Origin of the sequence: Gardnerella sp. DNF00257 (genome assembly GCF_049262745.1) — a bacterium.
Taxonomy (GTDB): domain Bacteria; phylum Actinomycetota; class Actinomycetes; order Actinomycetales; family Bifidobacteriaceae; genus Bifidobacterium; species Bifidobacterium piotii.
In genome coordinates this window covers 864,156-887,984 of sequence record NZ_CP058403.1, presented here as the reverse complement: position 1 = coordinate 887,984, position 23,829 = coordinate 864,156, and the positions used below count along the sequence as shown (strand labels likewise).

Below are 23,829 nucleotides of genomic sequence, written 5' to 3'. Positions count from 1 at the left end.
TTATGGCTGAAAATCAAAGCAAATCTGTTGAAGTATCTAATGCTGTTAGAAAAATTATCAATCAGTTTATAGAAATTGCAGATACTTCGTCATATAGAGCTATGCTTGCTCAACTGCGTCACACAATTGGTAAGCCATTAAGTCAGTCTGTAGAAATATGGCCGTGGATATTAAACAATGTGCCAGAAAGCTTCATAGATAAATATGGTGAAGTTAGCTATCAAATGCGAGCTGTTATAAACACTTTGCAAATATACGCGTTGTATGAACAAGGTGGTGTAGAAAAATCAAGTTATAAAGATTTGAATAAATCTGAAGATCCAGAAAATGAAAAATCTTATAACAATATGGGAACAGCTTTAAGAGCACTAAGAAGTGACGAAGGTGTGCGTGGAGCGATGGATAGGCGCTTTAGTGTTATGATTACTGCAAGCGATTATGAGAGTTTTTACTACTATCTTCGTCAATTAGTCCGATTGCTAAAAAGTAGAATGAAAGAAAATAAGCAAGCAATTGATTATTCTAAACTTGCGCGAGATTTGTATTTGCTTCAGTTTGAAGATTCAGAAAAAGTAAGACTTTCCTGGGCGCAAGAATATTATCGCTTCACCAAGTAGCAATACTTCTTAATGCAATAAAAATATTTTAAAAACAGTGTTATTAAACAATTTAAACAATTAACTAAAATTTAGAAAGGCAAAACAATGAACTCTCGTTTATTCTTAGATATTCAAGCAATCCAAAGTGTTCCTCCATGCAATATTAATCGTGATGATGCTGGTAGTCCGAAAACTGCTCAATATGGCGGTGTAACTAGAGCTAGAGTAAGTTCCCAATGTTGGAAGCACTCAATGCGCGAATATTTCAAAGAACACAGCGGAGATTCCAATGTTGGAATGCGAAGCAAAAATATTGTTAAATACGTTGCTGATAAAATCATTACGTTAAAACCAGAATTATCTGAACAAGAAGCATTAGATTTAGCAAATAAAACGTTAAATAATGCTGGTATTAAAACTAAAACAGATAAGGGTAAAATAACTCCTGTAGTAAATGTTCTATTTTTCTTAGGTGAAAATCAAGCGAATTCTCTAGCGCAAGCAGCAGTCAACAATATTAAGGACAAGAAGCAGCTGGAAGAAATTTTGAAAGATAATCCACCTATTGATATTGCGCTATTCGGTCGCATGCTTGCAGACAATCGATCTCTTAATGAAGATGCTTCTTCTCAAGTTGCTCACGCAATTTCCACTCACGCTGTTCGTGCTGAATTTGATTACTATACTGCTGTAGATGATTTATCTGCGGATGATAATGCTGGAGCTGGAATGCTGGGCACAATAGAATATAATTCTTCAACGCTGTATCGTTATGCAAATGTTGCAGTACATGAATTTAGTCATCAGTTGAGTGATAACAAAGAATCTACAATTAATGCTCTTAAGCTTTTTATTGAAGCTTTCGCTAATGCTATGCCTACTGGAAAAGCAAATACTTTTGCGAATCAAACTTTGCCGCAAATGCTTGTAGTAACTTTAAGAGATGACAGGCCAGTAAACTTAGTTAGTGCATTTGAAGATCCAGTAAAATCTAAAGATGGATATGTTTCAAAATCTATTGAGAAACTATCTCAAGAATATGAAAAAGTTCAAAAATTCGTCCATAAGCCACTTGCATCATTCTATGTGACAATGGATTCTTCAAATGAGGAGATTAAATTAGGAGTGGAAGAGCAAAGTATGCAGCAATTATTGGATGATTTTTCTTCTAAAGTCTCAGAATTGCTTCAGTAAATTCCTTAATAAATAACACTTATTAGTTGATATTTAGTGTTTAACAGTTAGGAAGCTTATGAAAAGTTTATTACTGAAGTTTTCTGGACCGTTGCAATCATGGGGTACAGATTCGCATTTTGAGACTCGTCACACAGACTACTATCCATCTAAAAGTGCGGTAGTAGGTATGATTGCTGCAGCTTTTGGATATAGAAGAAGCGCAGATTGTGATGAAGAGATTGCAAAGCTTAATGATTTAGATTTTGCAGTACGAATAGATCAGCAAGGAAATTTGCTTAGAGATTATCATATTGCTGCAAAATATAAGCCTAACGGTGACTTTGAAAAAAATTACGTTACAAATCGTTACTATCTAGAAGATGCTATATTCCTAGTTGCAATAGGATCTAACAATGAGCAACTTATTTATGATATTAGCAATGCTTTGCGCTCGCCGTATTTCCAATCTAGTTTAGGCAGAAAATCATTGCCTCCTACTGCTGACTTTATTCTAGGAGTAGAAGATTGTGGAGTAATTCAGGCTCTATTAACGCATGAGTGGCTTGCAAACAAGTGGTCTAAAAAAAGATTTAATGCTTCTAAACTATCTGAAGCATCAGAGTCTTCTAATGAATCATGCAATGAAGTATTTATATCCTTATACGCTGATTCTGATTTAGTAGATAAAGCTGCATCAGAATTAGTTAAAGACGATAATACTACTTATAGAATTCAGGAATCAGTTCGTAGATTGCGCAAGGATTTCGTTAATTCTTTCTCTAACAAGGAAAGAAAATTCGGATTCCGTTACGAGTCAAAAATGGAGATACCTATTAAGAGAATTCTTCACAATAATTCGGATTTGGAAGGTATTTCATCAGATAGTAAGCATGTGAAATCTACTGGAGATTTTATTGCTGAGCATGATGCTTTTTCTGGATTGGAGTCTTAAATGTCTTATTTGAGTAGAGTTGAAATTGATTATAAAAATCCCTCATCATTGAGAGATCTTAAATCTGTAGGAGCTTTCCATAATTGGGTTGAGCAAAGTTTCCCTGGCGAATGGGAAAATCATGAAAGAAGCCGAAAACTATGGAGAGTTGATGTTCTGCATGGAAAGCATTACCTGCTTATAGTGAGTGATTCTGAACCAGATTTGCAACGTCTAGAGATGTATGGTGTTATAGGAACGGCGTCAAGTAAGAATTATGATAAGTTTTTGAGTTCATTAACAAATGGTATGAAAATGCAATTTAGAGTAACTCTTAATCCTGTTGTTGCTATTTCTGATACTTCTGAAACTCGCACTACGAGAGGTAGGGTAGTACCACATGTTACTTATGATCAGCAGATGAATTTTTTGCTTAATCGTGCACAAAAATTAGGTTTTTCGTTGAACGAAAATGAATTCGCTATTGTTGAACGCGGATATAGCTTATTTACAAAGTCAGAAAAACCTATTCGATTAAGTAAAGCTGTTTATCAAGGTATTTTAACAATTAGTGACGCAGATATTATGCGTAAAACACTGATAGAAGGATTTGGGAAAAAGAAAGCGTATGGCTTTGGAATGATGACAGTAATTCCTTTAGACAATTAAATAAATCATGCTATTTATTGGGATCTTTAAGTGTCTTTCCCGCATGCGCGGGGGTGATCCCTGCCCTGTAGTGTGCTAGGAGGCGTGAGATGCGTCTTTCCCGCATGCGCGGGGGTGATCCTGGTTGCGGCGGTATGAGCGCTGGAGACGCACAGTCTTTCCCGCATGCGCGGGGGTGATCCTGATATTGACACAGAAATTGTAAATTCGTGTGAGTCTTTCCCGCATACGCGGGGGTGATCCTCCGATAAAAACGTATATCACGTCACTACATCAGTCTTTCCCTCATACGCGGGGCGGGACAACCTGCTTGAGCGCAGCACAGTGCGCGCGAAAGCATCTTGGAGCGCCGAGCTTGCTCAAAGTTGAAAGCACAGTGTGCTTTCAACGCAAGCGAGGGCTGACTTCGTCAAAACACGAAGTCAGCAACACCAACTGGCAGGCTTTCCCACATACGCTGATGCTATCCTAGAAGTGCGTTTATCAAAAAAGAAAAAGGTTAGCGTATTGTTACTGCATATAATGATGTGGAAGATAAGAGATGTGTGAAAAGCTAATGGATATTATGAAACTTTGTTATGACATGGCTGAGAAACTTCGGCCTTATGCTGAACCATACATGGATGAAACTTGGAAAGAAGCAGCCAATAGTGCTATTCGAGCAGGCGAACCGTCTATTGCAATTGATTATTATTTAGTAGAAGCATGGATGCACAAGAGTGCACCTAAAGAGTTGTTAATCGAAGCATATAATGCTAGAGCCTTATGAGTGCGGCGATATACATGACGATATAGCAGACGATTTGGGGTTGCCGCGTAAAGTTGATCCATTAGACGAATAAAAAATAAATTTTGGTCTATAACCCCTAAATTAACTATTACAAAAGAGCTGGTCATTCCCCCAAACCAACTCGTTACGAGATTAAGGGTAAGGGGAGCCCCAGCTCTCAATTCGATTCTATCATATGTGTCTTTCCCGCATGCGCGGGGGTGATCCTACGATGAAAGTATTAAGGGGTATGATAAACACGTCTTTCCTGCATACGCGGGGGTGATCCTAACCCAAAATAAGGGCTAATTGCAAAATCTGTGTCTTTCCCGCATACGCGGGGGTGATCCCTTACCACGCGTGCCGCAACCTTACCATTTACAGTATTTCCGCATACGCGTGCTATGATTCAAGAGTTCAAATCCCGGAGGTGCACTTGACGCCATTCACACGCATTTATCTATTTAGCTCTATTTATAACTTGATACCCGTGTTTAATTAGCACAGATTCGAGTTGAGAAAGATATGCAAGCGCTGCAGGAGAAAGATTTGTGCGCTCATTCTTAATCCACCCAACAAGCATGGTTTCTTCGCAATCCAGCGGAATGGTCACGATTTTCTCGTTATTCAAGTCGCCATTGTCGATTCCAGTGCAAATCGTAAAACCATTAAGGCCAATAATAAAGTTCAAAATGGTTGCGCGGTCTGTAACATTAATCTTTTTAGGCGGATGTTGAGGCCAAACCGCTTCCTCTGTAAAGAAGAAACTCCCGTCTTCTCCCTGTTCGTACTGAATAAACGGATATGGTCGCAAATCCTCCAAAGTAAGCTTCTTGCGATTTGCGAGCGGATTATTCCTAGAAATAAAAACGTGCAAATTAGCGCGGAAAAGCGGATGAAACTCAAGATGCTTTTCTCGAAGCATTTTTCCAATAACGTCTTTGTTGTAGTCGGAAAGATAAAGCAAACCAAGGTCTGCGCGCATTGAAGTCACTTGATTAATAATGTTCTTTGTGCGAGTCTCCCTTAGTGAAAACTCGTACTCGTTAGAATCTATGCTGCGAATCATGTCTACAAAAGCCTCAACAGCAAACATGTAGTGCTGGGTGGCAACGCTGCAAAGCTGTTTTCTAGGCTTAGTGCTGTTGTATCGCTCTTCTAGCAAATCTGCTTGGTCTAAAACTTGGCGTGCGTATGTTAAAAACTCAGCTCCGTCAACCGTTAACGCAATTCCTTGAGAAGACCTTGTAAAAATCTCAATTCCAAGCTCTCGCTCTAGCTCTTTTACGGAAGAGCTTAACGCTGGTTGTGAAACATAAAGTTCGTGCGAAGCTTCGTTCATAGATCCGCACTCTACGATTTTCACAATGTACTTTAATTGCAGCAGCGTCATTATTAAGAGCCTTCCGATTTTGGGATTTATACTTGACTATTTTTTATACTTGACTATTTCCAACTATTACAACTATAACAACTATAAACTAACGCCTATAATCTTGCGACTGTGGCTTAGCGCTTACAATCTAACGCTTACAATCTAACGCCTATAATCTAACGCCTATAATCTAACGCCTATAATCTAACGCCTATAATCCAACGCCTATAATCTAACGCCCAGCGATGCCAAATCCTCTCTAGCTTTTTGCGCTGTAGTAAAAACAAACCCATGCATTCCAACGTTATGCGCGCCATCGATATTTACTGGCTTATCGTCGAAGAAAACAGTTGTTTGCGGTTTTAACCCAAATCTGCTCATAGCAAGCTCAAAAATCTCGGGCTGTGGCTTATGCAATTTTTCAACGCCAGAAATAACCGTACCCTGTAAAAGTGTGTTCAATTCTGGGAATTTACGCAATGCTAGTGGGAAAGTTTCTTTAGACCAGTTAGTCAATCCCCAAACGCCGTAGCCAGCTTTGCGCAAATCGTGCAATAAATCAACCATTCCAGGCATCATGCGTGTAAGAACTTGATCGTAGTGTGCGCAATACCATTGAAAAGCGTTGCTAAGATCCTTGCCAAATCGCCTCTCATATTCTGGCAAAAGGTCTTTTAATAGTTCGCCGCCGTCCATACGATCTTCAAACTCATAGAATCCAGCCAAATCGTCTTTTCCAAAAGTGCCATTAGGGCAAATTGTGTCTACCAAATCTGGGAACTGTTTTTGCAAGCAATTTCTGCAATTCCACTCGAGCAAAACCTTGCAATAATCGAACATTACGTCATGAATTTCAACAGATTCTGTGTTGATATTTTTATTTGCGTTGATATTTTCGCTTGTCATTTTTCTTCTTTCACTAATCAAGATTCATTAAAAATCCAAGAGTGTAAGGCAATGCATCAATAATATCGCTTGCGACTATTGGATGCTCAATATTTTCGCGATTTTCGTAATTTGCGCAATTAGTGTAAACACTTTTTGCATACGACTTTGCGTCTAACTTTGCGTACGACTTTGCAGCCAACTTTGCGGCCAATCCATGAATCATAGCCGCGCTAGCAGCGATTAATGCGTAGTTTGCACTTTGATTTAGTTCGCAATTATTCTGCGCAAGAAGTGCGCCTAAAATACCCGCAAGAACATCTCCAGACCCAGCGGTCGCAAGCCAAGATGGGCCATATTTGCAAGTAAATATTGGCAAGTTCAAACTTTCTGCAGATGCAACAACAGTGGTGGACCCTTTAAGAAGAACAGTTGCTCCAGTAAGATTTGCCGCTTTTTGAGCGAATTCTACAGGATTTTTTGCAATATTTTCCGCGCTAAAATCAAGGTTATAACGTTTTAATAGCTTGCTTAATTCTAAAGCATGAGGAGTTAAAACAACTTTTTCACAAACTTTTTTAGGCAATAAATCAAGCGCTCCAGCGTCTACGCATACGGGTGGTAGGTTTGTGTTTTCTTGATTTTCTGCACTATGTGCGCTATGCGCGCTATATGGTTTAAGCAAGTCTAAAATATAGTCTCGTTGCGATTTTGTTGAATCATCATTGCAATGCTCATAATCTGGGATTCCAGACCCAACGGTTATAGCGTTGACTTTTCCTTGCAGGCAGTCTGAAACAACGGCTTCTGGAACTGCTTGTAAAACAAGATTTTGCGCTCTAAATGGCCCCGCGTAGCGAACCATGCCAATATTGCTGTATGCTGCTGATTTTGTGCTTAAAACGGCCGCTCCTGGGTATGCGTTTGATCCTGTTACTAATCCAAGAACGCCTCTAGAGTACTTATTGCTTGATTCGTTTGGTTTTTTTAAGCATTTGCTAGCATCTTTTACATCTATACTGGCTGTGTTTAGAAGTGGAGTCATACTTACGATTCTAGTGAATATATGCGATTGTTGATTATGCGTGATTGTTGATTATGTGCGATTATTGCTTGATGGTAGTGACAATTTTGCGTTCCTATACATCATTTATTGGCAAATCGCAAGAAGATCGCCAGAAAAATCGCAATTATATCAAACAAAAAAATCACGACACGCTGTTTTATAAAAAATCTCGATAATTTTTGTGATTTTATTGACCAATCTTTTTATTTTTTCTATGCTTAAAGCGTTATTGCTAACGATAATCTTTCCTAATTACAAGATTAAAAAAGATAGCACAAGTTAAAGTGCTTAGGAAAACACAAGAAAAATCGCAATAATGTGAATTTCAATAATGTGAATTCATAGATTCCGGAAAGGAAAATAGTGAAAACTGCACGAATTTTTGCCACTGCAGCCACCGCCGCTTTGCTAACTGTTGGCTTGTGCGCATGTGGATCAACAGCTAAGACAGCAGATCAAAAGACTAACGGCAATCAAGTAAACGTAGTTGCAACAACCACGCAAATCTGCGATTACGTAACTCAAATCGCATCCACTGCAGATGCAAAATCTGGATTAAGCCTTAATAAAACCGATTCTCAAGGCAAAAAGTCTGTGATTGGCGCGCCTTTAGACAAAGCAAAGTCAACAATCAACCTCACTTGCTTGCTTGCTCCAAACGCATCTGCTCACGAGCACGAGATGACTCCAGCACAATCCAAGGCGCTTTCTAAAGCAGATTTAATGCTTGTTTCTGGAGTAGACCTTGAGCACTTCTTAGATCAGGCTGTAAAAGCAACTGGATTTAAGGGCACAATGGGTGTAACTTCTGGCATTCTTACAGCAGATGAAATCAAGGATTCAAAGGCGCAAGCTGCTAAAGAAAAGAATCTTCCTTACAAGATTGACCGCGGTATTGAAAAGGTTCACGCCGAAAAATGGCCATTCCCACCAGAAGAAGGCGAGAAGGAGCCAGAATTCCAGTATGATCCACATATTTGGACCAGCACAAAGAACACTATGATTCAAGTCAAGAATATTGGTAACTTCCTTGGGAAGGCTCTTCCAGAAAGCAAGTCAATCTTCGACGAGCATGTTGAGAAGTTCGTTAAGTCGCTTACTGATTTGGACTCTTGGGCAACTAGTGCTTTGAACAGTGTGCCAAAGGAACATCGCGTACTCTTTACTTCGCACGACGCATTTGGATACTTCTCGCGCGATTACAACGTTAAGTTTATTGGTGCAGCGCTTTCTGACTTTAACAGCCAGCAAGACGCAACCGCAGACCATATTAAGGAAGCTGCAGAAGCTGTTAAAAAGTCTGGTGCCGTGGCAATCTTCGCCGAAAATTCCAACAATTCCAAGTCGATTAAGGCCGTTGCTGCTGCTGCAGGCGTAAAGGCGATTATTGGAGACGATGCGCTTTACGGCGATTCTCTTGGCCCTGTTGGATCTGCTGGCGAGACATATATTGGTTCTATTGTTCACAACGTTCAGACTCTTGTTAAGGCTTGGGATGGCAAAATTCCAGACCTTCCAGAATCTGTAAAAGATGCGCTAAAAAAGTAGTTAATATGTAGCTACAGAAGTGGCGGAAAATCATAAATCACTACAAAAGTAGTTACAAAAGTAGTTAAAAGAAGGCTAATTTATAGTGAATAAGAGCGTTCTCGCAATGAAAGATTGCGACTTAGCGTACGGTTATAAAACTGTTGTTACTGGTCTTAACGGAAGTGTAGAAGCTGGGCAGGCTTTAGCTTTGATTGGGCCTAATGGTTCTGGAAAAACAACGTTTTTGCAGGCGATTATTGGTATTGTGCGAGTGAGCAGTGGAAGCTTAACAATGCCAAAAACGGTTTCAATAGGCTATGTTCCTCAACAAGTTGATTTGGATTTGACTTTTCCAATCACCGCTCGTCAAGTTGTAGCAATGGGCTTAAGTAGGCAAACTGGATTCCTCGGTTTGCTTAAAAAAAGCCAGAAAAAAGCTGTTGAGAGCGCTCTTAATCATGTTGGTTTGCTAGACAGAGCAGATGTTAGATTTGGCGATCTTTCTGGCGGTCAGCGTCAGCGAATATTGCTTGCACGTGCTATTGTTGCGCGACCTACGTTGATTCTTTTAGACGAGCCTTTTAACGGATTAGACGAGCCGAATCGAAAAGAGTTGCTAAACATTATGAAGTCCGCTAAAGAAGAGGGGATTTCGTTTATTGTGTCTACTCACGACTTGGTAATCGCGGACGCGATTTGCGAAAAAGCCTTGCTTTTGGCTGGTCGTCAAGTGGCTTTTGGGCCTCTTAGAAAAGTCATGACTAAAGAAAACATATCTTTGGCTTATGGTGGAAGTATGCCAGCTGCAAGTGCGGGTCTTACTTTGAATCAATTAGCAAACAAAGATGATTCGCTAAATGATTCGTTAAATGCTTCGTTAGATTCTGCATTAGGAGACGAATCCAATGCTAGCTGAATTGGTTGAGTCTTTGCGCAAAATCCTCGAGCCTATACCAGGATTTGACTTTATTGCATCCGCTCCCTACATTTTTAGGCCTTTCTGCCTTCTTATTGTTCTTGCGGTTGCTAGCGGAATAGTTGGTGTGTTTGTTAACTTAAGATGCGCCGAGTTTAATGCGGAGGCTTTGGTTCACGGGATTTTTCCTGGAATCGTAGTCGGAGCATTGTATGGAGGAATTGGGCAAATCATTCCAGGAGCTTCGATTTGCGCAATTTTTCTGGTCGCAGCTCTTGTGTGGGCATCTAGGTCTCAAAAAATCAACGAGTCAATAATTGCAACAGTTTTAACAACATTTTTTGCGCTTGGAATCGTAATATCTCTTAAAAAGGGAGATATGTCTGGCCAGCTTGAAGCACTTATGTTTGGACGCTTGCTAGATGTTACAGACGATAGAATGACTCAAGCCATGCTTATTTGTTTATTTGCAATCGCATTGCTTGCGCTAACTTGGAAGAAGCAGATTGTTGTTGCGTTTGACCGCGCTAGTGCTCCTTTAATGGGTGTTAATACTTTACTTGTAGATATTGTGCTAAACGTTGCAATTGCGTCTGTTGTAGTCTCTGCATCTTCGGCTGTTGGTGTACTTCTTGTTATTGGATACCTTGTTATTCCTGGAGCTAGCGCAAGATTGGTTGCGCGCACTGTTGGGCGCATGGTGGCTGTTGGAGTTGCTGTTGGTATTTTTGGCGTTTTATTAGGCATGTACGCTATGAACTTGGAGCTTGATCATCCAGTTTCTCCGCAAGCTGCAGTGGCACTAAGTATTTGCGCAATGTTCGTAGTCGTTTTGATTTTAAGATTCTTATACAGAGTTACATGCGCACTAGTGTTTTCTAAAAAGTTTTCTAAAAAGAAAAAGTCTAGCGCAATAGAGGCTGGTGGAAAGTAATAATGGTAAGTATTTGGCAAATTATCGCTCTTCCTATTGTAGAGGCAATCGCTGTTGGAGCATTATGCGGTTTTGTTGGATCTTTGGCTTTGCTTAATCAGCGTATTTTCTTCACCGAGTCTATAACTCACGCTGCTTTTCCAGGAGCTGTAATCGGAGTTGTAGTCACATCTGTTTATACGATTGACCAGAACGTTTTGTCTATTGGTCTTTTTATCGGCGCTGCTTTGGCTTGTATTGTTTTGTCTTTTATGATGCATGTTCTTTCTAAACTAAAGGGTATATCTTCTCAAGCTTCTGCTGGAATAACTCTTACTGTTGGTTTTGCTAGCGGCTACTTTTTGAACAAGTGGTTTGCTCCGCTTCCATTGCGAATTGAGGGTTTTTTAACAGGATCTTTGCTTAATTGCACTCCTGCAGACGTGATTTTTGCGATTATTGCATTTGCTCTTGCACTAGGATTGTGGAGTTTTAATAGTGCTAATTTGATTCATTGCTCTTTTGATTCCACTAATTACAAAGCTTTAGGCGGCAGAAGCGGATTAATGCAAGGAATTGTTCTTGCGCTAATAATCATTACAGTTTCGGTAATTATTCCAGCTGTTGGAACTGTTGTTTCGGTATCTTTAATCGCAGCTCCTGCAGCAGCACTAAAGAGCAGAATGCGTTCGATTAACAAATTTGTGTTTGCGTGCGTATTGTCTTCTATTTTTATAGCGCTTTTAGGACTTGCCTTAGCTGTGATTTTAAGACTTTCTGCTGGTGGAACTATATCGATTTGCGCTGGATGCTTCTTTTTAGTTGTAAAGCTTAGTGAAAGCATCTTTTTGAAAATACATGAGATTTATTCTGGTTTTTGCAAAAAATCGTATTTAAAAAGTCGCTCTGTTGTTCTAGAGTAACAGAGAATTGCGCGTGAAAAATGCGTGCGATTGACGTCGTTTTTTGCGCGTTTTATTATGTTTTAATCGCGTAAGTTTATCGACGCCACACAAGTCCAGGTCTGCACATTAGTAACGCAAGACCCCGATAGAAAAGGACAATTATGGCTGAAAATACCATCTCCATCACTGTAAACGAGGAACGCAAGGAGGTGGATGCAAGCTTCACTGGCGTTGAACTTTTCGCGGAAGATAAGAATATTATTGCCGTGCGTTTAAATGGCGAGTTGCGTGATTTGTACACGCCTCTTCATAACGGCGATACCGTGGAATCAGTAGCACTTGATAGTGAAGATGGCATCGCAATCATGCGTCATTCCGCTACTCACGTGATGGCTCAAGCTGTTCAAGAAATTCGACCAGACGCAAAGTTGGGCGTAGGTCCTGTAATTAAAGACGGCTTCTACTATGATTTCGATGTTGATACTCCATTTACGCCAGACGATTTGAAGCAAATCGAAAAGCATATGCAGCGCATTATTAAAGAGTCTCAAAGCTTCCGCCGCCGCGTTGTAACAGAAGATGAAGCGCGCGAAGAAGAAGCAAATCAACCTTATAAGTTGGAGTTGATTGGAGATAAGGAAGCGGCTCTTGATCCTGCGGCTGCTGGCGAAATTAGCAAGCACGAGCTTAGCATGTACGACAATTTGGATCGCGAAGGCAACAAGGTCTGGAGCGATTTGTGCCGCGGACCTCATTTGCCAAATACGCGTTATATTAAGGCTTTTAAGCTTGAGCGTGTAGCTGCAGCTTACTGGCGCGGTTCGGAGCATAATCCTATGCTTCAGCGCATTTACGGAACTGCATGGCCTAGCAAGGAAGAGCTTAAGGCTTACACAAGTCGCATGGAAGAGGCTGCTAAGCGCGATCATCGTAAGCTTGGTCAAGAGATGGATTTGTTCTCATTCCCAGACGAGATTGGTCCAGGCTTGGCAGTGTTCCATCCAAAGGGTGCTGCGATTATTAACGCAATGGAAGATTATTCCCGTGAGCAGCACAGAAAGCATCATTACAGCTTTGTGCAAACTCCGCACATTACTAAGGGCGGCTTGTATGAGACTTCTGGCCACTTGCAGTGGTACAAGGATGGCATGTATCCTCCAATGAAGCTTGACGAAGAGCGCGACGAAAACGGTAACGTAACTCGCCAGGGTGCTGACTACTACTTGAAGCCAATGAACTGCCCAATGCATAACTTGATCTTCAAGTCTCGTCAGCGTTCTTATCGTGAGCTTCCTTTGCGCTTGTTTGAGTTTGGTACTGTGTATCGCTACGAAAAGTCTGGCGTTGTGCATGGCTTAACTCGCGTGCGTGGATTGACTCAAGATGATTCGCACATTTACTGCACTCGCGAGCAAATGCGCGATGAGCTAAAGAGCTTGCTTAACTTTGTACTTGGTCTTCTTAAAGACTTCGGTTTGAACGACTTCTACTTGGAGCTTTCCACTAAGGATGAGCACAAGTTCGTTGGTTCCGACGAGATTTGGGAAGAAGCAACAAACACTTTGGCAGAGGTTGCTAAAGAGTCTGGTTTGGAACTCGTGGACGATCCAGGTGGAGCTGCATTCTATGGACCTAAGATTTCTGTGCAAGCTCGCGATGCAATCGGCCGCACTTGGCAGGTTTCTACTATTCAGCTCGACTTCAACTTGCCTGAGCGCTTTAAGTTGGAGTACATTGCAGCTGACGGTAGTCACCAGCGCCCTGTGATGATTCACCGCGCACTCTTTGGCTCTATTGAGCGCTTCTTTGCTATTTTGCTTGAGCATTATGCAGGCGCGTTCCCAGCATGGTTGGCTCCAGTCCAGGTGACTGGCGTTCCTGTTGCAGACGAGTTCGCTCCGCACTTGCAAAAGTTTATTAGCGATTTGGAAGAGAATATGGTTCGTTGCGAGATGGACAGTTCTGACGATCGTTTTGGCAAGAAGATTCGTAACGCTTCTAAGTCTAAGGTGCCTTTCACTTTGATTGCTGGCGAAGAGGATGTGAACAACAATGCTGTGAGCTTCCGCTTCCGCGATGGCAGCCAATTGAACGGCGTTCCAGTTGAACAAGCTAAAGAGTGGATTTTGTCCATTATTAAGCAGCGCGTTCAGGTGAATACTGCAGAAGATTTCGAGCGCTACACAAAGTAGCATTCGCGATGCAACTTACGTAGCATAAATCAACGTAAGTCAACACAAAACAAACCCGCACTTCTTAACGTTGTGCGGGTTTATTCTTTTTATTCTTGATTTATTGCGAGTGACTTAGTTACTTAAGCAGAGCGCGAATTGCTTCGACTTGCTCGCTATTAACTTGACTTGCAGGCTCGCGAACAAGCGTGCTAATCGGCAATCCCTTAAGATTTACAGCAGCTTTAATCGCAGAAATAAACAAGTCAGTAGTGTTGTAAACTGCCATCAAGTGGCTGATTCTTTTAGCACATTCAATAAGATGCGCAAAGTCGCCAGTCTCATACGCTTTATGCAAAGCTGCAAAAGTTTCTGGCTCTACATTAGTAAGTCCACAAATCACGCCATTTCCTCCAGCAATCCTGTTAGGAGTGTAGTACTCGTCAAAACCAGAGAAAACAACAAAATCTGGGTTTACGCGTCTAGTTTCTTCAATCATTGCGCGAGTATGGCTTATAGTATCTACCGTATCTTTAATACCAACAATATTCGGGTATTTTTCAGCAAGACTTGCAACTAAGCTTGGTGTTAAATCGCTGCCAGTTCGAGCAGGGAAGTTGTATAGAATAACAGGCAAGCTAGTTGCGCTCGCAATTGCGCCAAAGTAGCGTTCTGCGGTTTGTGTAGTTGGTCCAAAGTAGTATGGAGACACAGCTACAACAGCGTCTGCTCCGCAATTTTGCGCAAACTTAGTAAAGTCAAGTACTTCGTTAAGATTTGTGTTTCCAACGCCTATAAGAACTGGAACTCTGTGATTAACGTGCTCAATAGCAAACTTAGCAGCTTCCTTTTTTACGCTAAGCGGATATGCGTAGAACTCGCCAATGCTGCCAAAAATCAATATGCCATTAATCCCAGCATCAATCAGATGGTCTAAGTGCTTTGCCCATAAGTCGTAGTCAATGCTTCCGTCATCTTTGCTTACAGTTATTGATGGGCAAAAAACGCCCTTAAAAGCATGCAAGTCGAGCTTTGCGCTATTAGAAGTAGTCATAAAATTCGTCCTTTTATTTAATTATTTTGTGTATTTAATTATGGGGCATAAGACTTTAACTGGCAAAATCTTACACCCCATAAGCAATGATTACTAAAATCGACTATTAAAATCGACTATTCAAATAACTTAATTAATTACAGTTTAATACCATACGCCTTCTTTGCATTATTCATAAAGAAATCTTCGTCGTCGCCGAAAAGCTCAACCATTAAGTCAAGATGCTGCTTAAGCGAAGAATTCAACTTAACAACTGGCCAATTAGAGCTAAAGAGTAGGCGATCAGGGCTAAATGTGTCTTTTACAAACTTAACAATATCTGGATTTACTGGATTATCTCCAGAAATCTTAATATAGCTGTGTGGAAGCTTTGCAAACGCACGCAAAGCAGCGCAGGAATCCTCGTCTAATCCTGGAACATTGCCCAAATGGTTTAGAACAACAGTCACTTCTGGAACTTGCTCAAAAGCTTTAGCCATATCGCCAAGTTCTTCGCCACGATTGCAAAGCTCAAAAGGCATGCCCTTCTTTGCCATTGCCTTAAGGCCACCAATAAACGAAGGCTCTAGGCAGCGTCCGCGTGGCTCGCTTGGAATATGAAGTGGCTCGCGAATACCAGTTGCGTTAATTGGTACGCGCATAAACGGATCCAACGTAACTCTAAGCATTTTAGCAAGAATCTTAGGATTAGGATTTTCTCCAATAAGCCTATCTTCTAGCTCGTGGTCTGCAGCATCAACCTCAACGTATACGCCGCCAAGGAAGTCAACTCCCAAATCTGCATACTCTTTTTCTAGCTGCTCGAGAGTAAAAGTGTGGTTTAACTTGTCTAAACCATCAAGCCAAGGCAAGACTTGCTTTGTTGGATCCCAAATATGAAAATGGGAATCTAAAATACGAAGTTGAGACATAATAAATTTTCCTTTCTAAAGTCTTTCTAAAGTCTTTCTAATAAAGACTTTGTAGTTCTTTGCAAATCACTTAGCTTCTACAAGACCAATCTTGGAACCCCACAATGCGTACCAAGCTACATACAAGAATCCTGGAACGGTGAGCAGCACTGCAACCTCAATGCCAGCAAAATCTTGTACAAATCCAAGGAATAGTGGGATTATAGCTGCGCCAACAACGCTCATAATCAAAGCGGAAGAGCCAGTCTTTGCAGCAGAGCCATGAATTCCCTTTAAGGTAAGTGAGAACACGGTTGGGAATCCAATAGACACAAACAGGTAGGAGATAATGTAGGCCACTACAGAAATCTTGCCGAGTCCAAGGAATGCAACAAACATTAGCAATGCGCTCAAAACCATGTAGATTCCAAGAATCTTATCGCTATCAAACTTTGTCATAAGAGGCGTTGTAATAAAGCGACCAAGAGTAAACATTAAGGAAACGATTGCAAGCATAGACGCCGCAATACCAGTTGTTACTCCAGCACCCCAATGCTTAAGAGCAAACGATGAGAACATTGCCATTCCAACAACCTGAAGGCCTACAAATACAAATTCTGCAATAACGCCAAGTGTAAAGTATGGCTTCTTAACAAGATGCAAGAATGAAGAATCGCCCTTATTTTCTTGATCTGCCTCAACATCTCCTGGAGGTGTAGGAAGCTTAAAGCAGAAGAAGATTGCAATAACCGCAATAAGAACAATGCCAATAACAATGTAAATCATGCGAGTATCGCTAAGGAACTTCGACTTAGCAAATTCAAATCCTGGTTCGCCTTGCTTAACGGTTTTACCAATAATGTTGCCAAGAATAAGCGGGCCAACAATGCTGCCAACGCCGTTAAAGCTTTGTGCCATGTTGATTCTAAAGGATTCGCCCTTTTCGTCGCCAAGCTTTGTAATGTATGGGTTGCAGTTTGTTTCCAAAGTTGCAGCACCAAGAGCAATAATAAACATTGCTATAAGGAACATAACATAGCTTGCTGTAGCGGTTGCAGGAATTACAGCAAATGCGCCGATTGCAAAGAGTGCAAGACCGCTAATTACGCCGCCCTTGTACCCAAAGCGCTTTGCGATTAAACCTGCAGGAATAGCCATTACAAAGTATGCGCCAAAGTATGCAACCTGAAGCAGCGCTGCTTCTGTGTTATTTAGATTTAAGTAATGTCCAAATGGGGAATTAAGAGCATTGACCAAATTCATGGTCAAACCCCATACGAAGAACAAAGATGTTACCAATACAATGGCAATTATAGTTTTTGAGCTACTTTTGTTATTCTTAACAACCACGTTGTCGTTTTCTTTTGTAGTCATCGTCACTCCAGTGTGAGAATAATTCAAAGAGTTTAAGATTTTAAGTTCTTAAATGATTTTGTGCAATGGTGCGCAAGCACACATTTTGCATTGCGCACCATCGACTAGTTAAATTGCATCGAATCTTAAATTTGCGTTTGGAATTTAAGACAAAGCGCGATCAAGATGCACGTAGCCGCCATCAACGAATACCCACTGACCAGTGGTGTGCGAAGAGCGATCCGAAAGCAGGAATGCAGCTTCGTTTCCAATCTCTTCCGTGGTAGTCATGCGGTTCTCCAGAGGAATCTTGTCGGTAATAACCTTCAAACGAGCCTGCTGAGCTGCTTCGTCGCCAAAGGTCTTAATCCAATCGGCATACAGTGGGGTCCAGCATTCGGAGACAACAATCGCGTTTACGCGCACGCGGTCATGAATAAGTGCTGCAGCCCATTCGCGAGTCAAGCCTAAGATTCCGCCCTTTGCAGCAGCGTAGGCACTGGTCTTGCCCTGGCCGGTTAGAGCAGTCTTAGAAGAAATGTTCACAACAGCGCCGTGGCTTTCCTTTAAGTACTTTACAGCAGCGTGAACAGTCTCGTAGTAGTGGGTAAGGTTTCCGTGAATCGACTTCTCGAAGTCGCGCCAAGAAGTGGATTCCAAATCCTTGTTGTCGTTAACACCAGCGTTATTTACAATGCCGTCAATATGACCATACTTCTTGTAGGTTTCTTCAATAATTGGTGCAATCTCGTCCGTGTCGTTTAAGTCGAGAAGATAAACATCGTAGTTCTTTGTATATTGCTCAATATCCTTGCGGAATGTCTCTTCTGCAGGGTCTGCGCGGTTAATAACTACTGGAATTGCGCCCTCTTGTGCAAGCTGAAGCGTAATGCCCTTACCAATGCCCTTGAATCCACCTGTTACGATGAAAACTTTGCCTTCCAAATGCAAATCCATAATGAACTCCTTTGTTAAATGATGTGGTTTGCTTTTTGAATCTTAAATTATGAATCTTGATTGTTTAAAGTGGCTAGCAATTTAAAATAAACAGCTTAATGTAAACTGCTAGCCACAATTGCATAACTATCCGCGATAAAGGTACTTTTCAGCCGTTTCCAGCGTCATTTCAGTGCCATTACCTGGGGCAGTTGGTGCAACATAATTACCATTCTTGATTTGTGTTGGATGCACAAAGTGCTCGTGCTGATTGTCTACGTATTCAATCATGCGGCCTTCCTTTGTGCCAGAAACTGCAACGTAATCAAACATTGCAAAGTGGCACACGGCTTCGCACAATCCAACGCCGCCTGCGTGAGGGCAAACTGGCTTATTAAACTTGCGCGCAAGCAAGTATTCGAGAACAACTTCTTGTGGACCTGCAACTCGAGTTGCGTCGATTTGCATGATTCCAAATGCGTTTGCTTGCAAGTATTGCTTAAACATGATTCTGCTTTGCATTTGCTCACCAGTTGCAACTGGTATTGGGTTGATTGCGCGGGCGATTGTTGCGTGTCCAATAACGTCGTCTGGGCTTGTTGGCTCTTCTACCCAAGCTAAGTCGAAGTCGTGGAAGCGATTAATCCAAGTGATTGCTGTTGGAACATCCCAAACCTGGTTTGCATCTACTGCAAGGCGAACGTCTGGGCCAATTGCTTCGCGAGCAAGTGCGAGTCTTCTCAAATCGTCGTCTACATTTTGACCAACCTTAAGCTTAATTTGCTTAAAGCCTTTAACTTGCGATTCTTCCTTAGCGATTGCAACCATTTTCTCATCGCTGTAACCGAGCCAGCCTGCGGCAGTGGAGTAGCCTGGGTAGCCGTTTACAAGCAGGTCTGCAATTCGCTCTTCCTTGCCTTTTTGACCATCTTGCAAGAATTCGATTGCTTCTTCTGGCCTTAACGCGTCGGTCATATAGCGGAAGTCGAGCGTAGAGACTAATTCCTTTGGATCCATCTCGGCGAGTAAGCGCCACAAAGGCTTTCCAGCTCTCTTTGCTTTAATATCCCACAACGCGCTCAAAATAGCGCCAATTGCCATGTGCTCTACGCCTTTTTCTGGGCCTAGCCAGCGAAGTTGTGAGTCGTGAACAAAAAGATCCCATGCAAGACGCATGTTGTCTAGTAATTCTTCTACGTTTCTGCCAATAAGCACTTGAGACATGGAGTCGATTGCTGCGCAAACAACATCGTTGCCGCGGCCAATTGTAAATACAAATCCAACGCCTTTAATGCCATCGTCTAGGCTTGTTTTGATTTCTACGTATGCGGATGAATAATCTGGATCTTTGTTCATTGCGTCGGATCCAGAAAGCGTTTGCGACGTAGGGAATCTAAAATCATAGGTTTTTACTGATGTAATTGTACTCATAACGATTTGTGCTCCTTTGCTTTAAGATCGTTGTGACCTACATTTGTAATTTTATATCAAAATAATGGAAAAATGTTGTAGTATGAGTAGAAATTTTCGTAAAGCGATTTTTGCGAATATTTCTACGATGACGCAATGTGATAAATGTCATATTTTTGATTTTTTGATTATTGAAAAATTGAGCTTTTTAGTAAGGAAAATCGCGCATTTAGTCCGCGTTTTGCTTGCGACTAAGGGCAAATAATTTTATTATTCGGCGTGTCGTAAGAAATTTTCGCATTTTTTGCGCGTTAAATGCGAAATAGTGTATTATGGAACCTGTAATAACCTTGATAAATCAAGCAATAATTCTATTTTTCAGTTTTTCTGGCAGCTTGTATTATTGCGGATAATCTTAAGTATGTATGCGAATTTTTCTTTAAGATTAGTGATTTAGATAGAAAATGATTTAGATGGAAAATGCGTTAAGCAAAAACGCGTAGAAGCTAGAAAGGGAGAAAATGGCCATAAATAGCAAACAAAGTGGTTTAGAAGAATCTGAATCGTCGAAGCCTAAGATTACAGAACTTGCTAAAGAAGCTGGTGTTTCTCCGTCTACAATATCGAAGGTAATAAACGGTAGGTCGGGAGTATCGGAAGAAACTAGAAGACGCGTAGAAAAAGTTCTAGCTAAAAGTGGGCGCGATTATTCTCTTGTTAGCACTAAAATTTCTCCAACAGTTGAGCTACTTGTAGATTACGTTGCAAATAATGGCACGATTGAGATGATTACTTACGCGTCTCGCTGGGCGCAAAAAGAAGGATTAGCGCTTACGGTTGCTCAAACTAACAATGGCAAAAAGCGCGAGGAATGCTTGCGTGGAATCGTAGATAGAAACCCTTTGGGTGTTATATCGCAAATGTCTGATCTAGAAGAAAAAGATAAAGAATTTTTGCGTATGCGCAATATTCCGCTTGTGATTATTGACCCAGTTTCTGTTGGCAACGGCAACGATCACACGATTTCTATTGATAATTGGACAGGTTCCTACGAGCTTACTCGGCATTTGATTAGTTTGGGTCATAAGCGAATTGGCGTTATTACAGGTCCGTTAAACGTTCAATCTGGTGTTGCTCGCTTTGCTGGATACAGTGCTGCTATGGAACAAGCTGGTTTGAGTGTTGATAAAGACTTAGTAAAAGAGGGCGATTATCTTCCAGAGCTTGGATACAAAATGGCTTGTAGTCTTTTGGATTTGCCTAAAGCCAAGCGTCCAACTGCGATTTTTGCTTGCAACGATATTACTGCTGTAAATGTGTATCGTGCAGCTCGAGAGCGCGGAATTAAGTTAGGAACAGAGCTTTCGGTTGCAGGCTTTGATGACGTTTATCCAGCGCAATATTTAATGCCTTCTTTAACAACCGTTAATCAGCCTTTTGATATTATGGCAAAAAATGCTGTTAGTATGATTCTTGCAATTCGAGAAGGCAAGGAGATTGAAAGTCAACTAGTTCTTCCTGCTCATGTTGTTATTCGAGACAGCACTCAGTCAGTTGTTGATTAATAGAAAACTTGTAGATATAGGCTTTATGGCTTATTGCATACAAAATGTGGACGCAACTTAAATCAAGATAAATCAAGATAAATTGCGTCCACAAATTGTTCGTTCTAAATGTGCGTATTTATTTATTGTTTGATTATTTTAGAAGACTACGCAAAGAGACTACATCAAGCTTGTGTAAATCTTGCGAATATCTTCCAAAGTGGCCTTGCGTGGGTTTCCTGGAGTGCAAACATCTGCCAAAGCGTCGTGGCTTAAGCCTTCAATATCTGCCTCACTAGCTCCGACTTCGCTAATCTTAGTAGGATTTCCAAGCTTAACCGTTAAGTCGTGAACTGCCTTTACAGCAGCATTGCGCACGGTTTCGAGGTCATCGGTGTATGCGTTTGGAACGTCGAATGCGGCAGCAATATCGCGATACTTTTCGCCAGTGTAATCTTTGTTATATTCCATAACAGGAGCAAGCAAAATTCCGTTTGCAACGCCATGAGCAACGCCAAGGCGACCACCGAGTGGGTGAGCCATGCCGTGAACCAAGCCCAAACCAACGTTGGAGTATGCCATGCCAGTTATATAGCTTGCGTAAGCCATTTGTTCGCCTGCTGGAACATCTCCGTCTGCGCTCTTTGCAAGGTTTTGTGCAATCATGCGAATTGTTTGCAAAGACAAGCAATCCGAAAGGCTCCATGCGCCTGGAGTAATGAAACCTTCGATTGCGTGTGTGAGTGCGTCCAAACCAGTTGCAACTTTAAGCGAGCGTGGCATGGAATCGGTGAGATCTGGGTCTACGAATGCAACGATTGGAATATCGTGAGGGTCTACTGCAACGAACTTGCGAAGCTTTGCAGTATCGGTAACAACATAGTTGATTGTTGTTTCGGAAGCGGTTCCTGCGGTTGTTGGCACGCCAAAGATTGGTACAGAAGGATTCTTTGTATCTGCAACGCCTTCTAGAGAAAGAACATCGCCAAACTCTGGGTTAGCTACAATAATTCCAATGCCTTTGCATGTATCTTGCGGAGAGCCGCCGCCGAGTCCAATAAGGAAGTCTGCGCCAGATGCCTTGAACTTTTCTACACCGTCTTGAATGCATTCAACAGGTGGATTTGGCTTTACGTTGTCGAATACTTCGTATGGAAGACCAGCGGATTCTAGAACGTCGGTAACTCTTTTAACGGTTCCAGTCTTTACAAGAACAGGATCTGTTACAACAAATGCTTTTTTGAATCCATGTGCTTTAGCAACGTTTGGAATCTCTTTGATTGCTCCACGACCAAAGTAAGCAGTCTGATTAAAAATCATTCTATAGACCATGCGAAAATCTCCTTTGAGTTTCTTGTTGGCTTATGCCAAATTTTTGGTAGTCGATTAATATTTTACAATATTGCATGACATTTGGCGAGTGTGTAAATAAGCGTTTTGTTACTAAAATTAACAAATAAACAATTAAAATGAACATAAACTAACTAATTTTATGCATTTTTATTTATTTTAGATATAAATAAGCACATTTATAAAAATTCGAGCACATGATTTGTAATGCTTATTTTGAAGGAAAAATATTAAACATGTTAAGAAAAATTCTTTAATTGATGGTGTTGTAGTTGCCAAATTGACTTATTTTGCATTAAAAATTGACTTATTTTGCATTGACTAATCGCGTGAAATGCAAATTTGAGCTTGTAGCATTAACAATCTTATGCAAGCTTCTCATACTAAAGTATGACGATTTTACATAAGAGCATTTTTATATCAAAATTTAATATCAAAATCCCTATTATTCCAATGAAAATATCAGCCTTACGCACTATAGAGAATGCGTTTTTAATCACGTAAATTGTAATTGTAAGGTAATCACAGAAGTATGTGAGGTGCAAAATGAGTGTTGAAAATAGTCAAGATACGCGTTTTACGCAAATGAATTATTCCGCTCAAGAAGGTTTGATTGGCGAGACTGCGGTTGCAGCTTTGCATGTTGTTAAAGATTTTGGCAAGGGCGCAGGCATTGTTCACGCTTTGCGAGATGTTAGCGTTAGCTTCGAGCGCGGCAAGTTTACGGCGATTATGGGTCCTTCTGGTTCTGGAAAGTCAACTTTAATGCATTCTTTGGCTGGTCTTGACAGCGTTAATTCTGGAAAAGTTTTGGTAGATGGCCTAGATATTACAGGTATGAGCGATAATCAGCTTACGCTTATGCGCCGCGAAATGGTTGGGTTTATTTTCCAAAGTTTTAATCTTCTTCCAATGTTTAGCGCTGAGCAAAATATTCTTATGCCTCTTACTTTGGCAGGCAAAAAGCCAGATAAGCAATGGTTTAATACTTTGATTAATACTCTTGGCTTGCAAGATCGCTTAAAGCATAGGCCTGCCGAACTTTCTGGTGGTCAGCGCCAACGCGTTGCAATCGCTCGAGCTTTAATCTCTAAGCCTTCCGTAGTTTTTGCAGACGAGCCTACTGGCAATCTCGATTCTGCTTCCAGTTTGGAAGTTTTGCATTTTTTGAAGAAGTCTGTAACGGAACTTGGTCAAACTGTGATTATGGTTACTCACGACGCTGTTGCAGCGTCTTATGCAGATAGAGCAATCGTGTTTGCAGATGGTCAAATCGTTGAAGACGTGCAAAATCCTACTGCAGAAGGAATGAGCAAGATGCTTATGGAACGCAGCGAGGCTGGCGTTAATAATCAGCCTGCTCAATTGCAATAAAAGGGGTGAAGTT

The 23,829-nt window shown here is 41.2% G+C and carries 21 protein-coding genes; 12 read left to right on the top strand and 9 right to left on the bottom strand.

Annotation, left to right across the window (positions count from 1 at the left end; all coding sequences use genetic code 11):
- Window positions 1-2: 2 nt before the first annotated feature.
- The 5 genes from casB to HXT23_RS03320 all read left to right on the top strand — a co-directional run bounded on the left by casB (window position 3) and on the right by HXT23_RS03320 (window position 4,144).
- Window positions 3-617: a type I-E CRISPR-associated protein Cse2/CasB gene (gene casB / locus HXT23_RS03340; protein WP_016838861.1), complete on the top strand. Its 615-nt coding sequence runs from the start codon at window positions 3-5 to the stop codon at window positions 615-617.
- Between the two features lie 87 nt (window positions 618-704).
- Window positions 705-1,793 (top strand): type I-E CRISPR-associated protein Cas7/Cse4/CasC, encoded by a 1,089-nt coding sequence (gene cas7e, locus HXT23_RS03335; protein ID WP_016838863.1) that lies wholly within the window; start codon window positions 705-707, stop codon window positions 1,791-1,793.
- A 58-nt stretch (window positions 1,794-1,851) separates the two neighbouring features.
- On the top strand, window positions 1,852-2,727 hold the full coding sequence (gene cas5e, locus HXT23_RS03330; protein WP_422112675.1) for a type I-E CRISPR-associated protein Cas5/CasD: 876 nt from the start codon (window positions 1,852-1,854) through the stop codon (window positions 2,725-2,727).
- Window positions 2,728-3,375, top strand: coding sequence for a type I-E CRISPR-associated protein Cas6/Cse3/CasE (gene cas6e / locus HXT23_RS03325; protein WP_422112674.1), 648 nt, complete (start codon window positions 2,728-2,730; stop codon window positions 3,373-3,375). It begins immediately after the preceding gene.
- 556 nt (window positions 3,376-3,931) lie between these two features.
- A complete protein-coding gene (locus tag HXT23_RS03320; protein WP_422112673.1) occupies window positions 3,932-4,144 on the top strand; it encodes a hypothetical protein in 213 nt (70 codons plus the stop codon).
- Between the two features lie 460 nt (window positions 4,145-4,604).
- Here the strand turns inward: HXT23_RS03320 and HXT23_RS03315 are convergent, their stop codons facing one another.
- The 3 genes from HXT23_RS03315 to HXT23_RS03305 form a co-directional block, all read right to left on the bottom strand.
- Window positions 4,605-5,537, bottom strand: coding sequence for a LysR family transcriptional regulator (locus HXT23_RS03315; RefSeq protein ID WP_016635366.1), 933 nt, complete (start codon window positions 5,535-5,537; stop codon window positions 4,605-4,607).
- 207 nt (window positions 5,538-5,744) lie between these two features.
- Window positions 5,745-6,425: an HAD family hydrolase gene (locus HXT23_RS03310; RefSeq protein ID WP_422112672.1), complete on the bottom strand. Its 681-nt coding sequence runs from the start codon at window positions 6,423-6,425 to the stop codon at window positions 5,745-5,747.
- A gap of 13 nt (window positions 6,426-6,438) precedes the next feature.
- Window positions 6,439-7,449 (bottom strand): ADP-dependent NAD(P)H-hydrate dehydratase, encoded by a 1,011-nt coding sequence (locus tag HXT23_RS03305; protein WP_422112671.1) that lies wholly within the window; start codon window positions 7,447-7,449, stop codon window positions 6,439-6,441.
- A 384-nt stretch (window positions 7,450-7,833) separates the two neighbouring features.
- On the opposite strand from HXT23_RS03305, the gene HXT23_RS03300 reads away from it, so the two are divergent.
- The 5 genes from HXT23_RS03300 (at window position 7,834) to thrS (ending at window position 13,926) form a co-directional block, all read left to right on the top strand.
- A complete protein-coding gene (locus HXT23_RS03300; protein ID WP_016635370.1) occupies window positions 7,834-9,018 on the top strand; it encodes a metal ABC transporter solute-binding protein, Zn/Mn family in 1,185 nt (394 codons plus the stop codon).
- Between the two features lie 106 nt (window positions 9,019-9,124).
- A complete protein-coding gene (locus HXT23_RS03295; RefSeq protein ID WP_422113079.1) occupies window positions 9,125-9,916 on the top strand; it encodes a metal ABC transporter ATP-binding protein in 792 nt (263 codons plus the stop codon).
- Complete coding sequence (locus HXT23_RS03290) at window positions 9,906-10,850, top strand: metal ABC transporter permease (protein WP_422112670.1); 945 nt, start codon at window positions 9,906-9,908, stop codon at window positions 10,848-10,850. The genes HXT23_RS03295 and HXT23_RS03290 overlap by 11 nt, the downstream gene beginning before the upstream one ends.
- Before the next feature lie 2 nt (window positions 10,851-10,852).
- On the top strand, window positions 10,853-11,752 hold the full coding sequence (locus tag HXT23_RS03285) for a metal ABC transporter permease (RefSeq protein WP_422112669.1): 900 nt from the start codon (window positions 10,853-10,855) through the stop codon (window positions 11,750-11,752).
- A gap of 143 nt (window positions 11,753-11,895) precedes the next feature.
- On the top strand, window positions 11,896-13,926 hold the full coding sequence (thrS, locus tag HXT23_RS03280; protein ID WP_101889358.1) for a threonine--tRNA ligase: 2,031 nt from the start codon (window positions 11,896-11,898) through the stop codon (window positions 13,924-13,926).
- A 118-nt stretch (window positions 13,927-14,044) separates the two neighbouring features.
- Here thrS and HXT23_RS03275 read toward each other — a convergent pair whose 3' ends face one another.
- From HXT23_RS03275 to HXT23_RS03255, 5 genes are all read right to left on the bottom strand, one after another.
- Window positions 14,045-14,959: a dihydrodipicolinate synthase family protein gene (locus tag HXT23_RS03275; protein ID WP_422112668.1), complete on the bottom strand. Its 915-nt coding sequence runs from the start codon at window positions 14,957-14,959 to the stop codon at window positions 14,045-14,047.
- Between the two features lie 137 nt (window positions 14,960-15,096).
- Complete coding sequence (locus HXT23_RS03270; RefSeq protein ID WP_016800650.1) at window positions 15,097-15,870, bottom strand: amidohydrolase family protein; 774 nt, start codon at window positions 15,868-15,870, stop codon at window positions 15,097-15,099.
- Window positions 15,871-15,936: 66 nt separating this feature from the next.
- The gene (locus HXT23_RS03265) at window positions 15,937-17,223 is read right to left on the bottom strand and encodes an MFS transporter (RefSeq protein WP_016800651.1); all 1,287 of its coding nucleotides are present in this window, start codon (window positions 17,221-17,223) and stop codon (window positions 15,937-15,939) included.
- 144 nt (window positions 17,224-17,367) lie between these two features.
- Window positions 17,368-18,159, bottom strand: a complete 792-nt coding sequence (locus tag HXT23_RS03260) for an SDR family oxidoreductase (protein ID WP_016635378.1) — start codon at window positions 18,157-18,159, stop codon at window positions 17,368-17,370.
- Between the two features lie 126 nt (window positions 18,160-18,285).
- On the bottom strand, window positions 18,286-19,569 hold the full coding sequence (locus tag HXT23_RS03255; RefSeq protein ID WP_004130435.1) for an enolase C-terminal domain-like protein: 1,284 nt from the start codon (window positions 19,567-19,569) through the stop codon (window positions 18,286-18,288).
- 500 nt (window positions 19,570-20,069) lie between these two features.
- Between HXT23_RS03255 and HXT23_RS03250 the strand changes: the two genes are divergently transcribed.
- Window positions 20,070-21,113 (top strand): LacI family DNA-binding transcriptional regulator, encoded by a 1,044-nt coding sequence (locus HXT23_RS03250; RefSeq protein ID WP_422112667.1) that lies wholly within the window; start codon window positions 20,070-20,072, stop codon window positions 21,111-21,113.
- A 159-nt stretch (window positions 21,114-21,272) separates the two neighbouring features.
- On the opposite strand, the gene fucO is transcribed toward HXT23_RS03250, so the two are convergent.
- Entirely contained in the window at window positions 21,273-22,424 is a 1,152-nt protein-coding gene (gene fucO / locus HXT23_RS03245) for a lactaldehyde reductase (protein WP_020757132.1), read from the bottom strand.
- A 564-nt stretch (window positions 22,425-22,988) separates the two neighbouring features.
- On the opposite strand from fucO, the gene HXT23_RS03240 reads away from it, so the two are divergent.
- Window positions 22,989-23,816 carry an ABC transporter ATP-binding protein gene (locus HXT23_RS03240; RefSeq protein ID WP_004132833.1) on the top strand — a complete coding sequence of 276 codons (828 nt, stop codon included), beginning with the start codon at window positions 22,989-22,991 and terminating at the stop codon, window positions 23,814-23,816.
- Window positions 23,817-23,829 lie beyond the last annotated feature (13 nt).

What these genes read in the sequence shown, in the direction of transcription:
- casB (WP_016838861.1), top strand. Translation starts at nt 3, where the DNA reads ATGGCTGAAAATCAAAGCAAATCTGTTGAAGTATCTAATGCTGTTAGA.
- cas7e (WP_016838863.1), top strand. Translation starts at nt 705, where the DNA reads ATGAACTCTCGTTTATTCTTAGATATTCAAGCAATCCAAAGTGTTCCT.
- cas5e (WP_422112675.1), top strand. Translation starts at nt 1,852, where the DNA reads ATGAAAAGTTTATTACTGAAGTTTTCTGGACCGTTGCAATCATGGGGT.
- cas6e (WP_422112674.1), top strand. Translation starts at nt 2,728, where the DNA reads ATGTCTTATTTGAGTAGAGTTGAAATTGATTATAAAAATCCCTCATCA.
- HXT23_RS03320 (WP_422112673.1), top strand. Translation starts at nt 3,932, where the DNA reads ATGGATATTATGAAACTTTGTTATGACATGGCTGAGAAACTTCGGCCT.
- HXT23_RS03315 (WP_016635366.1), bottom strand. Translation starts at nt 5,537, where the DNA reads ATGACGCTGCTGCAATTAAAGTACATTGTGAAAATCGTAGAGTGCGGA.
- HXT23_RS03310 (WP_422112672.1), bottom strand. Translation starts at nt 6,425, where the DNA reads ATGACAAGCGAAAATATCAACGCAAATAAAAATATCAACACAGAATCT.
- HXT23_RS03305 (WP_422112671.1), bottom strand. Translation starts at nt 7,449, where the DNA reads ATGACTCCACTTCTAAACACAGCCAGTATAGATGTAAAAGATGCTAGC.
- HXT23_RS03295 (WP_422113079.1), top strand. Translation starts at nt 9,125, where the DNA reads ATGAAAGATTGCGACTTAGCGTACGGTTATAAAACTGTTGTTACTGGT.
- HXT23_RS03290 (WP_422112670.1), top strand. Translation starts at nt 9,906, where the DNA reads ATGCTAGCTGAATTGGTTGAGTCTTTGCGCAAAATCCTCGAGCCTATA.
- HXT23_RS03285 (WP_422112669.1), top strand. Translation starts at nt 10,853, where the DNA reads ATGGTAAGTATTTGGCAAATTATCGCTCTTCCTATTGTAGAGGCAATC.
- thrS (WP_101889358.1), top strand. Translation starts at nt 11,896, where the DNA reads ATGGCTGAAAATACCATCTCCATCACTGTAAACGAGGAACGCAAGGAG.
- HXT23_RS03275 (WP_422112668.1), bottom strand. Translation starts at nt 14,959, where the DNA reads ATGACTACTTCTAATAGCGCAAAGCTCGACTTGCATGCTTTTAAGGGC.
- HXT23_RS03270 (WP_016800650.1), bottom strand. Translation starts at nt 15,870, where the DNA reads ATGTCTCAACTTCGTATTTTAGATTCCCATTTTCATATTTGGGATCCA.
- HXT23_RS03265 (WP_016800651.1), bottom strand. Translation starts at nt 17,223, where the DNA reads ATGACTACAAAAGAAAACGACAACGTGGTTGTTAAGAATAACAAAAGT.
- HXT23_RS03260 (WP_016635378.1), bottom strand. Translation starts at nt 18,159, where the DNA reads ATGGATTTGCATTTGGAAGGCAAAGTTTTCATCGTAACAGGTGGATTC.
- HXT23_RS03255 (WP_004130435.1), bottom strand. Translation starts at nt 19,569, where the DNA reads ATGAGTACAATTACATCAGTAAAAACCTATGATTTTAGATTCCCTACG.
- HXT23_RS03250 (WP_422112667.1), top strand. Translation starts at nt 20,070, where the DNA reads ATGGCCATAAATAGCAAACAAAGTGGTTTAGAAGAATCTGAATCGTCG.
- fucO (WP_020757132.1), bottom strand. Translation starts at nt 22,424, where the DNA reads ATGGTCTATAGAATGATTTTTAATCAGACTGCTTACTTTGGTCGTGGA.
- HXT23_RS03240 (WP_004132833.1), top strand. Translation starts at nt 22,989, where the DNA reads ATGAGTGTTGAAAATAGTCAAGATACGCGTTTTACGCAAATGAATTAT.